This window comes from Citrobacter sp. HN-141 (assembly GCF_033341895.1).
Classification (GTDB): domain Bacteria; phylum Pseudomonadota; class Gammaproteobacteria; order Enterobacterales; family Enterobacteriaceae; genus Citrobacter.
In genome coordinates, this window is the sequence record NZ_JAWPBF010000011.1 from 48,319 (window position 1) to 63,183 (window position 14,865).

Sequence of the window (14,865 nt, forward strand, 5' to 3'; positions counted from 1 at the left end):
CAGTTTCCTCATCTGTCAGTTAGCCTACGCAGGCCCGGGCCATCGCCATCAGCTGGCGTACGTCGTCCGGACGAGTGTTACCACTCACCTTATCAATAATCGAACTATAGATGTGAGGAATGATTTTACTCACTCCGGCATCGAGGGCAATTTGCAGGATTTCAGTGAAATTATCCAGATCGATACCGCCGGTTGGCTCCAGCCAGAAGTCATGACGGGCGCAGGCCTGCGCGACCGCAATGTACTCGTCACGGCATTTCAGGCCGCCCATCGGGAAGTATTTAATTGAGCTACCGCCCATATCTTTGAGCAACGCAATCGCGGTTTCTACCGGCACAATACCGTCCGGCGTCTGGCTGCTCAATGGACCCGTGGAGATTTTCACCCTGCCCGGCGTGCCGGTTGGCGAGACCAGACCGTTGACCACTGTCTCCTGCTGGCCCAGCAGCGCACGGCTGGTTGCCACGCCGGTAAACACCTGATTAACATGCTGAGGCTGCACCTGGCGGGAAATTTCGCTGACCATCGCCGACTGGTTCGGATCGCCCGCCCCCAGCCCCACGGAGAGCGCATTGTCGATAAGGGCTGCGTATTCACGCATATCCGCTACCGCACTTGCGACATCCGGGTAATTTTTTGACAACACGCCAACCAGCACGTGTCCTTCCGCCGCCGCGTAAATATCCCGGGCATTTTCTTTGGAGCCGGCCAGTACATTCAGACAGACGCGATCGCGATAAAAGTTAGGGGTCAGTTTCATGCTTTTTTCTCCTGCAAAATCACTTCGCCAATTCGACGGGCCACAATCTCCAGCTGCGCACGATCGACGCTGCGCACATCCGCCTCGATAATGCCTTCGTTGGCTTTGTAACCACGGAAGTAAATCGCGTACTCCCCCTGCTTCAGCGCATCAACCAGTTCGCCGGTGGCGATCCCGGTTACCGCTTCATCAAACTTAATTTCTGCGCGTGCAATGTCGCGTCCCGCACTGTCCCACACGACACGAGCGCTCACGCCATTCAGGGCATTCAACGCCTCTATAAACGGCGTCATTTTTTCTACCATCTCCGCACCGCTCTCTTTCTGCGCGCTTAGATACAGTTCGATAGCACAGGTCAAACCGAGGATGCCTTCTTTGCCGACCTTCATTGCCCGGCCAATGCCCGCCGTCTGGCGCTTGACCCATTCAACATACTGCGTTTTGCCAATCACCAGACCGCTGGTTGGCCCCTCAATCGCCTTCGCACCGCTGTAAATGACCAGGTCCGCGCCGACACGGTAGTAACATTGCAAATCCTCTTCCGCCGCCGCATCGACGATCAACGGTAGGTTATGCGTGCGAGCGACCACCGCAGCCTGCTCTACGCTGAGCATGCTTTTCTGTACACAGTGGTGCGATTTGATATACAGAATTGCCGCCGTGCGCGGTGTAATAGCCGCAGCCAACTGCGCCGCCGAACATTCGTTGGCATAGCCCGCTTCCACTAACTTACCGCCGCCGAGCGCCACCATCGTGCCAACCGGGGCGCCGAAGTTAACGTTGTGGCCTTTGGGTAGCACGATTTCGTTGTTATCGACAGGCGTCACGTGCAGGTTTTCCAATAGCCAGTCACTGTCTTTCACCAGCACCGCCGCCACCGACTGAGCAATCCCTGCCGAGGCACAGGAAACGACGGTTGCCCCTTCCACATCCAGTAATTTCGCAATGTACTCACCTGTCTTATTGACCAGATCTTTCATTTCGAAGTATTGATTCATCCCCGCCATCGCAGCCTGAACCACTTCCGGTCGTGGCGTGGAGACACCCAGTGCCGTCATGCGACCGGATGTATTAATCACCTGTTTTAAATCGTATTTCTCAAAAATCGAAGGCATGTTCCGCGCTCCCTTGTTCGGTCATATAGCCCTTACCCGCACGTATTGCGGCAAGCGGCACCAGCAGTTGTTCAGCCTGCAGGCTGTCATTTTCGGCATCTACCAGCACGCCAGGCTGGCGTTTCAGCGCAAAGAGGGTCAGATCGGCATCCAGCCCCACCTGCAGTCGGCCCTTGTTTTTCAGACGCAGACCATCGGCCACATTAGCGGTTACGCATTCAATAACTTGTGGCAGTGACATGCCGATAGCGAGAAACTTCGACATCACATTCGCCAGGGAATGCACCGGGCCGCTGATGCGGTTGCGACAGTAAATATCGGAGCTGATGGTGTGCGGCAAAATGCCCAGTTCGATAGCGCGTTTTGCCACCGCAAAGCTGAGGCTGGCGGTGCCATGCCCAACGTCCAGACGCACGCCGCGTGAAATCGCCCGCTTCACTGACGCCCGCAGCTCGCCTTGCGGCGTCAGAATGCGATTCGGCTTACCGTTGTAGCAGTGGGTAATAATGTCGCCCGCGCTCAGGCGCTCGGCGATCTCATCCAGATCTGGCGGGTTGTTGCCGATATGCACCATCAGCGGCAAGTCTCCATTCTGCGCTTGCATCGCTTTGGCGCACTCCAGCGGCGTGATGCCATTTTCACCGACTACGCTGCTGCTCATGCGCGCCTTCAGGCCGACGATAAAATCAGGGTAGCGTTTAACCGCCTCTCGCACCGCATCAGCGTCAATATTGGCCATGTTGGCCAGCTCGTTCTGGGCGATAAGCCCAACGCGGGAGATATTCAGCAGCGCATACACCTCGGTGGCGGCATCGCGCGTCAGGGTGTAAAAATCGTCGATATCATCCGCCCCGGTACTGCCCGCATCGACCACCGTGGTGACGCCGGTGGCAATGCCGACGCTGTCGGGTTGGTCATGATAAATCGGGGATTTGGGATAACAGTGGACGTGGGAATCAATCCAGCCTGCGCTGACGTAACACTCGCCGCCCAGCTCGATGGTTTTCAGCGCCGGGCCATCAACGTCGCCCAGCGCCGCAATCTTGCCGTCTTTGAGCGCAATATCGCTCACCGTATCGTCAACCAGACGCGCATGGCGCAGGAGTAAATCAAACATTGCTCTCTCCTTTGCCGGATGGCGGCGTAACCGCCTTATCCGGCCTGCAAATCAACAGTTAGCTAATGGCAATCGGGAAGATGGAACCGAGGATCATCGCGCCGAGGATCGCCCCGCCGGTGATTGGTTTCTGCCACAGGTAAAACAGCAGTGCGCCCGCCAGAGAGCCGATCCCGATAGGAATAGAGGCCGTCATGGCACTGAGGATAATCAACGGCCCAAGGAAGCGGCCGGAGGCGTTGCCGGCCCCCATCATCACGTCAGCCCCGTAGGTCGAGTCGCTCTGATTGATGGTGAACTTACGCGCCAGAATGATGATGTAGCCAATCGCCAGACCAATCACCAGACCGGTGACCAGTGAGGCGGAAAAATTGGCGACCGGGAAAATAATGCCCGCGCCCAGTAGCAGCGCCGGAACGCCTAGCCCAACACCGGTCTGAATCGCCCCGCCGATGTCCAAAATCCCCACCAGTGAACCTTCAATGATGCGGGCAAACAGGAAACTTGCGCCAAATGCCGCTACCGCGCCGTAGGAGCCGGTGTCCATTCCCGCTTTAAGCATCGCCACAAACGCCACTTCGTTAAATGCGCCAATGCCATACAGGTAGTACATGTGCGTTCCGGCAAAGACGCCGGAAGAGAGCAAGCCAACGAAGATCGGGAACGACCAGTCGGCAAACCAAAAACCTTTATTTTGTTCCATGATGGCCTCCGTTATTTGCCGCTGAGCGAGTTGTGGATCAGTTCCAGCCAGTTAGGCACGGTCAGATGGAAGGATTCGATCATCTTCATGTCGAAGCCGCGGAAGAAGCCGCTCAGGACGAACAGCGCGACGATAGCCACCATCATCACTTTGGTGACGTGGTTCCAGCCGCTCTCTTCAACACCTTTACCAATCAGGATACCGAGGACCAGACCCGGAACGGCGTTACCCATAATCAGCTGCGCCGCGCCGCCAAAAACGGTGGCCCAGAAGCCGGATTTCTTACCGGCATCGATCGCCGCCAGCCAGAAGATCACTGGCATTACCGTGTTGACCAGCAGGTTGGCTGCGGGAACCAGCACCTTAACGGCGGTAACTTGCAATGCTTCCGGTACCGATGACGCGGTAAGGTTCAGGAAGGTCACCACGATCATCCCAATAACACCGCAGGCAATTGCCATGCGTTTAGGATCGTGCAGCGTTTCACCGACGTTGCGATTTTTAATCATCAGCGCGGCGGCACCCCAGTTGGGGATGATGCGGTGGTCAACGTCCTGAGTGAACGCCCCTGCCGCAACGGAAGAAGCCCAGGCGTTAAAGAAGAAGCCCAGGCCGAACGAGAAGTGAGACGCCGGATCCCCTTCACAGGAATTCAGTTCTCCCAGAGTACGAAACGCGCCCATCCCTTGCGTGGTAGGCGCATGAAACATGCGTGCAGCCCCAGCGCCGACACCAACGCCAACCAGGCCACCGATGATGAGCGATTTTATTAATATTATCAGGAACATAATTATGCCTTTTAATAGAGAATCAGCGTTGCGTAACGAAATCCACCTTGTCGAGATTGATGGCAGTCACGTTGACAGTCACATCCAGCTCCACGCTGAAAGTGCGTCTTTCCCGGCGCAAAAAGAGGAATAAAAATGCCTCTTTACGCACCGATTCACGCGCTTGAACAACCTGCACATCCTGTGGCTCAATACGCAGTAAGATATGCGGCGACGCTTTCATCACCGCCGCCTGAACGTGGTTCAGGGCATCGGCAAAGGCGCGCGCTTTGGCTTCGCCCTTGCCAGTGACTCTCACCGTGGTGGTGAATTGCTCTTTCATACTTAAGCGCCGTATTTCTTTTGCCACGCCTGTACCAGGCGCTCGCCGAGCTCTTCTTTGTCCATAAAGCCGAACCCCAACACGTTGCAACCTTCGTTGATGGCGGTCACGCCCTCTTCAACTGAGCGCATTCCATATTTCGCCTTGTAGCCGTATTTGGTCTGTGCAGTGATAGCCCCCGCACCGCCACTGCCGCAGAACGAGATGCCAAAGGTGGCGTTTTCCGCTTTCATCACATCGCCCAGCTTCATATCAGCGGCAACGCCCGGTACCACAACCGCACGGCCACCCGCTTTCTCAACGCCTGCCGCCACTTTCTGGCCTTTACCCAGACGATCGCCAATCACTACGGTAATCTGTTCCATCTTTTGCTCCTTAAAGGTTGTCTTTCGCGACTTCAAAGTGCACCGACAGCAGCCAGGCCTCTTCCTCAGGAAGATTGCCAAACTCAGCGACCACGTCGCGGGCAAGCGCCATTGATTCGGCAGATATTTCATCAAATAAGCTGGCATCGACTTCAGGTAGCGGTTCACCCGTGACCGAACGGTGCGCCATGGCGCGAACGTGCGATGTCAGCATCTGTTCCTGTACTGCGTTGGGAATAATGTTGCGTTCACGCAGCAAGGCATACACCTGCGCCAGCATGCGGTCGGCCAGTTCCACCGATTCCCCCATGTCATTCATTACAGCTCCGTTATTCACTCGTCTTACCCCACTCATGGCTCTGAGGGTAAAGTAGCGGTGGAGGTTAAAAGTTTGTAGCGAGTTGTTTTCCACTTCGAAGTGGAAAGGTGTGCAGCGACAGTGATCTGTGCCGCAAAAAGGGCGGGATTGGTTATTTTCCCCTTGGATAACGTGATGGAGATCGCACGAGATAGCAGGGAAACCGCAAGCAGCAGGAAAAACGGGTTGGCGTTAAAAGTTAAATAATGTGATGGGGATAACGTTTACTTATGGGTGAGAGTGGTGCCGGAGGGCGACGCTGTCGCGTCTTATCCGGCCTACGGTTGCGCAGGCCGGATACATAAATTAACGATACTTCTTATGGTAAGCGTTGCGGGTGGTTTTTAGCTCTTCCGCTGCGGCTTTCGCCTCTGAGACTTTACCTTCATTCGCCAGTTTCAGCGCACCGTCGATCTGGCCGATCAGCGTGTCAAAACCGTGGCGGAAATCTTTCATCTCCGGGCTATCAGGGGATTTGCTTTCCAGCTTCGGTGGCGTTCCCTTTTGTGCATCCAGCGCAGCTGTACGCATTTTGGTTAACGCATCTTTTAGCTCGGTCGCGTTATCCGTTTTTTCAACGATCTTCAGGTTGTCGTTGAGGATCCCCATATCGTCTTCAAGATCGGCGGCAAAGGCAGAAGAACCAAGAACCAGCGTTGAAGCCGCGACGATCGCTAACAGGTGTTTACGCATTGCTCACTTCCTTTTTATTATTAAAAAATAACGCCGGATACCCTAAATCATGCGAGCTGCAGCCTGAAGTATGACGGGTATTACTGCCCGGCGATCTTCATCTCCGGCAACAGTACCGAACCACACTGTATATTGCTGCGGGTTTCAATATCATTACCGACGGTGACGATATTTCGCCACATATCTTTTAAGTTACCGGCGATGGTAATTTCGCTCACCGGGTACTGAATTTCGCCATTTTCAACCCAGAAGCCCGCCGCGCCGCGCGAGTAATCTCCGGTAATACCGCTCACGCCCTGCCCCATCAGCTCAGTCACCACCAGGCCGGTGCCCATCTCTTTGAGCAACTGCTCGAAGCTTAGCCCCTGCCCCGGAATTCGCCAGTTGTGAATTCCGCCAGCATGGCCGGTGCTCTTCAGCCCCAGCTTACGCGCAGAGTAGTTGGTCAGCAGCCACTGGGTCAGCACGCCATCTTTAATAATGTCACGGCGTTCCGTACGCACGCCTTCGCTGTCGAACGGCGAAGAAGCCAGTCCTTTGCGCAGGTGCGGATGTTCTTCAATAGTCAGCCATTCCGGCAGAATTTGTTTGCCCAGCGAGTCCAACAGGAAGGTCGATTTACGATATACCGAGCCACCCGCAATGGCGCCGACGAGGTGCCCAAACAGCCCGGTCGCCACTTCATTGGCGAAAATAACCGGTGCTTTCATGGTGGAGAGCTTACGCGGCGACAGGCGCGATAACGTGCGGCGCGCACAGTCAGCCCCCACCCATTCCGGCGTTTGCAGATCGCCCATCGCCCGGCCAATGGTGTAGGCATAATCGCGTTCCATATCGCCATTTTCTTCCGCGATCACGCAGCTGGAAAGAGAGTGACGCGTAGAGCAGTAGCCCTGCAACATGCCATGGCTGTTACCAAACACTTTGATGCCATAGTGGCTGTTAAAGCTGCCACCTTCGGTATTGGTGATGCGTTTGTCCGCCTGCAACGCTGCCTGTTCAGCGCGCGCCGCCAGCTCGATAGCTTCATCAGGCGTGACTTCCGCCGGATGGAACAGGTCTAAATCGGGTGCATCAAAGGCCAGCAGGTCTTTATCAGCCACGCCTGCGCACGGGTCCGGTGAGGTGTAACGGGCGATATCCAGCGCGGCCTGCACGGTGCGTGCAATGGCCTGCGGACTTAAATCGGTGGACGATGCGCTGCCTTTACGGTTCTGGTGATAAACCGTAATCCCCAGCGCCCCATCGCTATTGAATTCTACGTTCTCCACTTCACCATAACGGGTGCTGACGCTAATACCCGTGGTCTTGCTTACAGCGACTTCCGCGCCATCCGACTGACCTGACGCTAATTCCAGTGCTGTCGAGACCGCTTCTTCCAGAATCTTACGCTGCGCTTCAACTTGTGAGATTACTTTCATCGCAAATGCCATAATGTAGAGAGAGTTTCTCTGAAGTCTAACAGAGAACCGTTTTTCAGTGCGCATCTTAACTGGTAACATTAGCCTCTTTTTTTTAAGGAGCCTGACATGACTAAGCAGCCCGAAGACTGGCTCGACGACGTTCCCGGTGATGACATCGATGACGAAGACGATGAAATTATCTGGGTCAGTAAAAGTGAAATTAAACGTGACGCCGAGGAGTTAAAACGCCTGGGTGTAGAACTGGTCGAACTGGGGAAAAACGCGCTGGATAAAATCCCGCTCGATGCGGATTTACGTGCCGCCATTGAGCTGGCCCAGCGTATTAAGATGGAAGGACGCCGCCGCCAGCTGCAGCTGATTGGCAAAATGTTGCGCCAGCGCGATGTCGATCCCATCCGCCAGGCGCTGGACAAGCTGAAAAACCGCCACAACCAGCAAGTTGTTGTCTTCCATAAGCTGGAGCAACTGCGTGACCGTATGGTTGACGGTAGCGATGAAGCTATCGAAGAAGTGATGAACCTGTGGCCTGATGCCGACCGTCAGCAACTGCGTTCGCTGGTGCGTAACGCCAGGAAAGAAAAAGCGGGCAATAAACCGCCAAAATCTTCCCGCCAGATCTTCCAGTATCTGCGCGAACTGGCGGAAAACGAAGCGTAATTCCGCAAAGGATGCCCCATCTCTTGGGGCACCACCTTTACAACGCCATCACATGATGGCGCAAATCCTCATTAAAGCGCTGGTAGCGTTCTGCATCTATCGGGTGCGGATAGCTCAGCACAATCAGTTCATGGTCAGCGATCCCCTGATGATACGCCGGATGCGTATGTGCCCATTCATTCGCACAAAACCCCATCGACTCATAAAAGCGTAAACGTTTATTAGCGATATCCGTTGTTATCGGATCAATCTCCAGAATCGTCATCGGAGAACGGGTGAGAATGGTGTGTAACACCTTTTTGCCATAGCCTTGCGAACGTAGAGCGCCATCAATCGCCAGATGCTCGATATACGTATATTCGCCGAAATCCCAGCAACCGCTGAGCCCCACAAATGTCGTACCGTCAAACCACGCTTCGAGCGCATAGTGCGGGTTACTTAACGCCAACTGCTTCGCTGGCATTTCCCGCTGCTCATGCCAGGGAAACGACTGCGCGTAAAGCGCATCCAACGGGAGAAAAAGTGCCGAGGTGGTAGACGTTATTTTTTCGCAAGTGAGCATAGTTAATACCGTTGTAGACAATCACGACCCTGCCAGAAAAACGTCATGCCTGTACCGCCAGGCGCGCAAAATAAAAAACCAGCCGCATAGCGGCTGGTCGCAGATGCACGCCAGAACAAAGACATCGCAAACCTGGCGTTATTTTACTCTTGCGCTTCTGCCTGAGCTTTCTTCGCCAGACCATCCAGCAGTTTTTGATGAATACCGCCAAAACCACCGTTGCTCATTACCAGGATATGATCGCCGGGCTGTGCGGTTTTCACTACCATATCCGCCAGCGCATCCACATCACCACTCCAGTGAGCTGGCTGGACGCAGGCTTCAGCGACTTCCGCTACCTGCCACGGAATATGCGGCGGTTGCAGCAGGAACACTTCGTCCGCACGGCCTAATGATGGCGCGAGATCGTCTTTGCACAGGCCCATTTTCATGGTGTTAGAGCGAGGTTCCAGCACCGCAATAATGCGCGCCGTGCCGCCCACTTTCCCGCGCAGCGCCGCAAGCGTTGCCAGTATCGCGGTTGGGTGATGGGCGAAATCGTCATACACCGTCACGCCGTGCGCTTCGCCACGCAGTTCAAGACGACGGCGGGCGTTGATGAACGAGCCTAGTGCATTCGCCGCATCCGCTGGCAACACGCCCACGTGGCGGGCTGCCGCAATCGCCATCAGGCCATTGTGCATGTTGTGTTCACCGACCAGACCCCACTTAACTTCACCCACTTTTTCACCGTCCAGCCACACTTCCCACTCGGAAGCATCGGTGGTCAGCTTTTTCGCCTGCCAGTGACCCTGCTCGCCCACCAGCTCCTGTTCGCTCCAGCAGCCCATCGCCATCGTCTGTTTCAGATTGATGTCGTTTTCCGGGTAGATGATGCGTCCCTGACCCGGCACGATGCGCACCAGGTGATGGAACTGCTTCTGAATCGCTTTCAGATCGTCAAAGATGTCCGCGTGATCGAACTCAAGGTTGTTGAGGATCAGGGTACGCGGGCAGTAATGCACAAATTTGGAACGCTTATCGAAGAAGGCGCAGTCGTACTCATCCGCTTCAATCACGAAAAAGTTGCTTTCACCCAGACGCGCGGAAACCTCAAAGTTACCCGGCACACCGCCGATCACGAAACCCGGTTTATAACCGCAGACTTCGAGGATCCAGGTTGCCATTCCAGCCGTAGTCGTTTTGCCGTGCGTCCCCGCCACCGCCAGTACCCAGCGGTCGCGCAACACAAAGTCATGCAGCCATTGCGGGCCAGACATGTATGGAATGTTCTTCTCCAGCACCGCTTCCACGCAGGGATTACCACGGGTCATCGCATTACCGATGATCACCAGGTCCGGCTGTGGGTCGAGCTGGCTGGCATCGTAACCCTGAATAAGTTCAATGCCTTGCTTCTCAAGTAAGGTGCTCATCGGCGGATACACATTGGCGTCCGAACCCGTTACTTCATGACCGAGCGAGCGTGCCAGCATCGCCAGACCGCCCATGAAAGTGCCACAAATTCCCAAAATATGAATGCGCATACGTCACTATCCTTTTTTAATCTGGGGGCCATTTTACGCACATGTCTGGCAACTGAGAAACGCATTTCAGGATATTCCGTAGTTTGCTGGCGCGATTCACCTGAGCGCGATAGCTGAAATATTTGTTAATATTGTTGCGGTCGCTTTACTCCACATAAATTGCAGGGAAAGTGTTATGAAAACGTTAGGTGAATTTATTGTCGAAAAGCAGCACGAGTTTTCTCATGCTACCGGTGAACTCACTGCTTTGTTGTCGGCAATAAAGCTGGGCGCCAAGATCATCCACCGCGATATCAATAAGGCCGGTCTGGTCGATATCCTGGGTGCCAGCGGTGCAGAGAACGTGCAGGGAGAGGTGCAACAAAAACTCGATCTGTTCGCAAACGAGAAACTGAAAGCTGCACTGAAGGCGCGCGACATCGTGGCGGGTATTGCCTCAGAAGAAGAAGATGAAATTGTCGTCTTTGAAGGCTGTGAACACGCAAAATACGTTGTGCTGATGGATCCACTGGATGGCTCATCCAACATCGATGTTAACGTCTCTGTCGGTACGATTTTCTCTATTTATCGCCGCGTAACTCCAGTCGGCACGCCGGTCACGGAAGAGGATTTCCTGCAGCCGGGCAACAAACAGGTTGCTGCGGGTTACGTGGTTTATGGTTCATCCACCATGCTGGTGTACACCACCGGTTGTGGCGTACACGCCTTCACCTACGATCCTTCTCTGGGCGTATTCTGCCTCAGCCAGGAACGTATGCGCTTCCCGACGAAAGGCAGCACGTACTCCATTAACGAAGGCAACTACATTAAATTCCCGAACGGTGTGAAGAAGTACATTAAATTCTGCCAGGAAGAAGATAAGTCAACCCAGCGCCCGTACACCTCGCGCTACATTGGCTCTCTGGTTGCGGACTTCCATCGCAATCTGCTGAAAGGCGGGATCTACCTGTACCCAAGCACCGCCAGCCACCCGCAAGGGAAACTGCGCCTGCTGTACGAATGCAACCCAATGGCCCTACTGGCCGAGCAAGCAGGCGGCAAAGCCAGCGACGGTAAAAATCGTATTCTGGATATCATCCCGGAAAGCCTGCACCAGCGCCGCTCCTTCTTCGTCGGTAACGACCATATGGTCGACGATGTAGAACGCTTTATCCGCGAGTTCCCGGACGCGTAAGTATCATTCATCGCACGGACGTAGGCCGGATAAAGGCGTTTACGCCGCCATTCGGCCTACAAAATCCATCGTTCGGTTAGGCTGTCTGTAGCTTAAATACGGCCATGGCTTCGATTAGCGCTGAAGACTGCTCTTCCAACGAGCGGGTAGCTGCCGAAGACTGCTGTACCAACGCCGCATTCTGCTGCGCCGTTTCATCCATCTGACTCACCGCAATATTCACCTGCTCAATCCCACGGCTCTGCTCCTGAGACGCGCTGGCAATTTCACGCATCAGCTTGGTCATACGCATAACCTCGGTCGCGATTTCATCCATGGTTTCACCCGCCTGTTGCGCCAATTCACTTCCCTCACCCACATGCGTATGGGAATCACTGATCAATGTACGGATCTCTTTTGCCGCCTCGGCGCTACGGCTGGCAAGATTGCGTACTTCCCCTGCTACCACCGCAAAACCACGCCCTTGCTCACCCGCGCGCGCCGCTTCAACGGAGGCATTGAGTGCCAGGATATTGGTCTGGAAAGCAATACCGTCAATCACACTGAGAATATCGGCAATTCGGCTGGAGCTGCCGGAAATATCGCGCATTTTTTCAATTACATAGCACACCATCTCACTGCCCCGATCGGCGGTATCCGATACCGATTTTGCCAGCTGATGCGCCTGCTCTGCGTTTTCCGCATTCTGTTTCACGGTCGCGGTGAGTTCTTCCATACTGGCAGCGGTCTGTTCCAGCGACGTGGCGGTGGATTCTGTACGTTGCGCCAGATGTTGGTTACCTGCGCTCAATTCACGGCTGCCAACATCAATTTGCGAGCTGGCTTCACGCACACGCTGCACAGAATCACCCAACGCATGGCGCATTTCATCCATCGCAGCGTTAAGGCGGTTAAATTCAGCGCTGGCCGATAACGCGCCAACAGGCGACAAATCGCCTGTCGCCAGACGTTCCAGCTGTTCAATAATGTTATCCAGCGGCTTAAGAAACTTATTTCGCAGCATAAACCAAATGACCGCCAGCAACGCAATAGCAGCCAACATGGCAGCACTCATAATACCGTGATAAATCAAAGAATTAATAACGCGTGTGGCGGCATAAAGCCCCATACTGCCGGTCAGCAACAGAAGAAACGTCAGCAGAGACAATAACACCAACAAACTTGATCGAATTGAAAGGGATTTTGGCATCGTTATATTTCCGGTTGTAGGGATAAAACAGACCTGTACAGAACCTATCGACTACAACCGGAAAAAGTTTAGGTATTTAAATGTTTTCTGGAAAATCATGACGTTACTTTGACACTTCAGCCGTGCTCACGCGGGTGACCGGCGAGCTCTGACGATTTTCCCAAAGCACCGTGAGACCACGTTGTAAGGCAATAAAAACAAACAATAAAATGCCAATCGCGATCTTCGTCCACCAGGAACTTAATGTGCCATCAAAATTAATATAGGTCTGAATCAGCCCCTGAATGGCAACACCAAATAAGGTACCTAAAACTGTCCCAACCCCACCGCTGAGCAACGTACCGCCAATCACCACCGAGGCGATAGCATCCAGTTCTACCCCGACGCCTGCCAGCGCATAACCGGCCTGGGTGTAAATGGAAAAGACAATGCCGGCAAGCGTCGCAAGCCCGGTGGACAGCATATAGATACGGATGGTGGTGCTGCGGGTTGAGATGCCCATCAGGTTGGCCGAAGTGTCGTTGCCGCCAATGGCGTAAACCTGATTACCAAAGCGCGTACGGTGCGCCAGGAATATACCGATGACGACGACCGCCAGCATCAGCAAGCCCATCGCACTCAGGCGACCGCCGCCGGGGATCTTCCATGCCAGACTGGAGAGGGCGTCATACACAGGATGGTTAATCGGAATCGACTCTTCGGAAACCAGATAGCTGACACCGCGCAGGAAGAACATTCCCGCCAGGGTGATAATAAATGCCGGGATCTTCAGGGCATCAATCAGCAATCCCATAAACGCACCAAACGCACAGCCCATTGCCAGAATCAAAGGAAACGCCAGCAGTGGCGAAATCCCCCAGTAACCAATCGCCTTTGCTAAAAATACCCCCGTAAAGGCAATCACTGACCCGACGGAAAGATCGATCCCCCCGGAGAGAATGACGAAAGTCATGCCGACGGCGATAATCCCTAAAAAGGCGTTATCGGTCAGAATATTGCAGATCACCCGGGTGGAGGCAAAAGCCGGAAATTGCGTCAGGCAGTAGAGGTAGCCCAAAATAAAGACCCCGAGGGTGATCATCAGCGGTAAATTACGTTTTATCACGACCGCTCACTCCTTTTATCAGGCTGATAAAGCGTTGTGACTGCACGACCAGCACGCACAACACCACGATGGCTTTGACCACCTGATTCAGTTCCGGCTGGAAGCCCGACAGTAAAATCCCGGTGTTCATCCCCTGAATGATCAACGCGCCAATTACCGATAGCAGCAGGTTAAAACGTCCGCCCATCAGCGAGCCGCCGCCAATAACTACCGCCAGGATGGCATCCAGCTCCAGCCACAATCCGGCGTTATTGGCGTCGGCCCCGCGGATATCCGCCGTGACGATAATGCCAGCAATCGCTGCGCACAGGCCGCTCAGCACATAGGTAAGCATCACAATGATGCGGGTGTTGACCCCGGCATTTTTCGCCGCACGAATGTTGATACCTACCGCTTCAATAAACATGCCCAGCGCCGTTTTTCGGGTCAGCAACCAGAACACCACCAGCGTGAGCAGTGCAATAATTACCGGCGTGGGGAACAGTAACAGCGAGCCGCTGCCAAACCACGACAGATCAGGTGAGTTGAAGGTGACGATCTGCCCGGAGGTGATCAACTGCGCAACGCCGCGCCCGGCCACCATCAGGATCAGCGTCGCGACAAACGGTTGGATCTTGAGGATCGCCACCAGAATCCCGTTCCACAATCCCGCCAGAAGGCCGGAGCCTAAGGCAGCAAGCAGCACCACGGGTAAGCTGTACCCGGCAACCGTCATCGCAGCGGTTGTCGCCCCGGCAATGGCCATCACCGCCCCAACGGAAAGATCGATGCCGCCAGTGGCAATCACCAGCGTCATACCAATCGCCAGCAGCGCCACGGGCGCGGCGCGGTTGAGAATATCAATCGGGCTACCGAACAGGCGGCCATCTTGCAAAATGACCTGATAAAAGTGCGGCGCGACCAGGCTATCCACCAGCAGCACTAAAAGCAGCGCCACCAGTTGCGGCATTCCCTTTGGCCAGCGAAACCGCCGCTCAGGCGGATTGGATTGAGGGAGAGATTGAGGCATC

General features: G+C 54.6%; 17 protein-coding genes. 2 read left to right on the plus strand and 15 right to left on the minus strand.

Features of this window, described 5'->3' with window-relative positions; genetic code table 11:
- Nucleotides 1-19 precede the first annotated feature (19 nt).
- The 10 genes from dagF to pmbA form a co-directional block, all read right to left on the minus strand.
- Nucleotides 20-760 (minus strand): 2-dehydro-3-deoxy-phosphogluconate aldolase, encoded by a 741-nt coding sequence (gene dagF / locus RYZ59_RS14735; protein ID WP_318049029.1) that lies wholly within the window; start codon nucleotides 758-760, stop codon nucleotides 20-22.
- Complete coding sequence (locus RYZ59_RS14740; RefSeq protein ID WP_318049031.1) at nucleotides 757-1,875, minus strand: DgaE family pyridoxal phosphate-dependent ammonia lyase; 1,119 nt, start codon at nucleotides 1,873-1,875, stop codon at nucleotides 757-759. The genes dagF and RYZ59_RS14740 overlap by 4 nt, the downstream gene beginning before the upstream one ends.
- Nucleotides 1,859-2,992, minus strand: coding sequence for an amidohydrolase/deacetylase family metallohydrolase (locus tag RYZ59_RS14745; protein WP_318049033.1), 1,134 nt, complete (start codon nucleotides 2,990-2,992; stop codon nucleotides 1,859-1,861). The genes RYZ59_RS14740 and RYZ59_RS14745 overlap by 17 nt, the downstream gene beginning before the upstream one ends.
- A 58-nt stretch (nucleotides 2,993-3,050) precedes the next feature.
- Entirely contained in the window at nucleotides 3,051-3,695 is a 645-nt protein-coding gene (locus tag RYZ59_RS14750; protein ID WP_318049037.1) for a DUF4310 family protein, read from the minus strand.
- Nucleotides 3,696-3,706: 11 nt separating this feature from the next.
- Nucleotides 3,707-4,483 (minus strand): DUF4311 domain-containing protein, encoded by a 777-nt coding sequence (locus RYZ59_RS14755; protein WP_043018215.1) that lies wholly within the window; start codon nucleotides 4,481-4,483, stop codon nucleotides 3,707-3,709.
- 22 nt (nucleotides 4,484-4,505) lie between these two features.
- Complete coding sequence (locus RYZ59_RS14760) at nucleotides 4,506-4,805, minus strand: DUF4312 family protein (protein ID WP_016151468.1); 300 nt, start codon at nucleotides 4,803-4,805, stop codon at nucleotides 4,506-4,508.
- A gap of 2 nt (nucleotides 4,806-4,807) precedes the next feature.
- Entirely contained in the window at nucleotides 4,808-5,170 is a 363-nt protein-coding gene (locus RYZ59_RS14765; RefSeq protein WP_137383954.1) for an SFCGS family glycine-rich protein, read from the minus strand.
- A gap of 10 nt (nucleotides 5,171-5,180) precedes the next feature.
- The gene (locus RYZ59_RS14770) at nucleotides 5,181-5,525 is read right to left on the minus strand and encodes a glycine dehydrogenase (RefSeq protein WP_318049042.1); all 345 of its coding nucleotides are present in this window, start codon (nucleotides 5,523-5,525) and stop codon (nucleotides 5,181-5,183) included.
- Between the two features lie 309 nt (nucleotides 5,526-5,834).
- Nucleotides 5,835-6,221, minus strand: a complete 387-nt coding sequence (gene cybC, locus RYZ59_RS14775; protein WP_005134218.1) for a cytochrome b562 — start codon at nucleotides 6,219-6,221, stop codon at nucleotides 5,835-5,837.
- A gap of 80 nt (nucleotides 6,222-6,301) precedes the next feature.
- Entirely contained in the window at nucleotides 6,302-7,654 is a 1,353-nt protein-coding gene (pmbA, locus tag RYZ59_RS14780; protein WP_318049048.1) for a metalloprotease PmbA, read from the minus strand.
- A gap of 96 nt (nucleotides 7,655-7,750) precedes the next feature.
- Here pmbA and yjgA point away from each other — a divergent pair, with 96 nt between their 5' ends.
- Nucleotides 7,751-8,302 (plus strand): ribosome biogenesis factor YjgA, encoded by a 552-nt coding sequence (gene yjgA / locus RYZ59_RS14785; RefSeq protein ID WP_318049050.1) that lies wholly within the window; start codon nucleotides 7,751-7,753, stop codon nucleotides 8,300-8,302.
- A gap of 37 nt (nucleotides 8,303-8,339) precedes the next feature.
- Here yjgA and RYZ59_RS14790 read toward each other — a convergent pair whose 3' ends face one another.
- Both RYZ59_RS14790 and mpl read right to left on the minus strand, forming a co-directional pair.
- On the minus strand, nucleotides 8,340-8,864 hold the full coding sequence (locus RYZ59_RS14790) for a GNAT family N-acetyltransferase (protein WP_318049052.1): 525 nt from the start codon (nucleotides 8,862-8,864) through the stop codon (nucleotides 8,340-8,342).
- 143 nt (nucleotides 8,865-9,007) lie between these two features.
- Nucleotides 9,008-10,387, minus strand: a complete 1,380-nt coding sequence (mpl, locus tag RYZ59_RS14795; RefSeq protein WP_318049055.1) for a UDP-N-acetylmuramate:L-alanyl-gamma-D-glutamyl-meso-diaminopimelate ligase — start codon at nucleotides 10,385-10,387, stop codon at nucleotides 9,008-9,010.
- A gap of 175 nt (nucleotides 10,388-10,562) precedes the next feature.
- Between mpl and fbp the strand changes: the two genes are divergently transcribed.
- Nucleotides 10,563-11,561, plus strand: a complete 999-nt coding sequence (gene fbp, locus RYZ59_RS14800; RefSeq protein ID WP_137383961.1) for a class 1 fructose-bisphosphatase — start codon at nucleotides 10,563-10,565, stop codon at nucleotides 11,559-11,561.
- A gap of 76 nt (nucleotides 11,562-11,637) precedes the next feature.
- On the opposite strand, the gene RYZ59_RS14805 is transcribed toward fbp, so the two are convergent.
- From RYZ59_RS14805 to ytfT, 3 genes are all read right to left on the minus strand, one after another.
- Nucleotides 11,638-12,750, minus strand: a complete 1,113-nt coding sequence (locus RYZ59_RS14805; RefSeq protein ID WP_318049059.1) for a methyl-accepting chemotaxis protein — start codon at nucleotides 12,748-12,750, stop codon at nucleotides 11,638-11,640.
- Between the two features lie 103 nt (nucleotides 12,751-12,853).
- Entirely contained in the window at nucleotides 12,854-13,855 is a 1,002-nt protein-coding gene (gene yjfF, locus RYZ59_RS14810; protein ID WP_318049062.1) for a galactofuranose ABC transporter, permease protein YjfF, read from the minus strand.
- Nucleotides 13,842-14,864 carry a galactofuranose ABC transporter, ATP-binding protein YtfT gene (ytfT, locus tag RYZ59_RS14815; protein ID WP_318049064.1) on the minus strand — a complete coding sequence of 341 codons (1,023 nt, stop codon included), beginning with the start codon at nucleotides 14,862-14,864 and terminating at the stop codon, nucleotides 13,842-13,844. The genes yjfF and ytfT overlap by 14 nt, the downstream gene beginning before the upstream one ends.
- Nucleotide 14,865 lies beyond the last annotated feature (1 nt).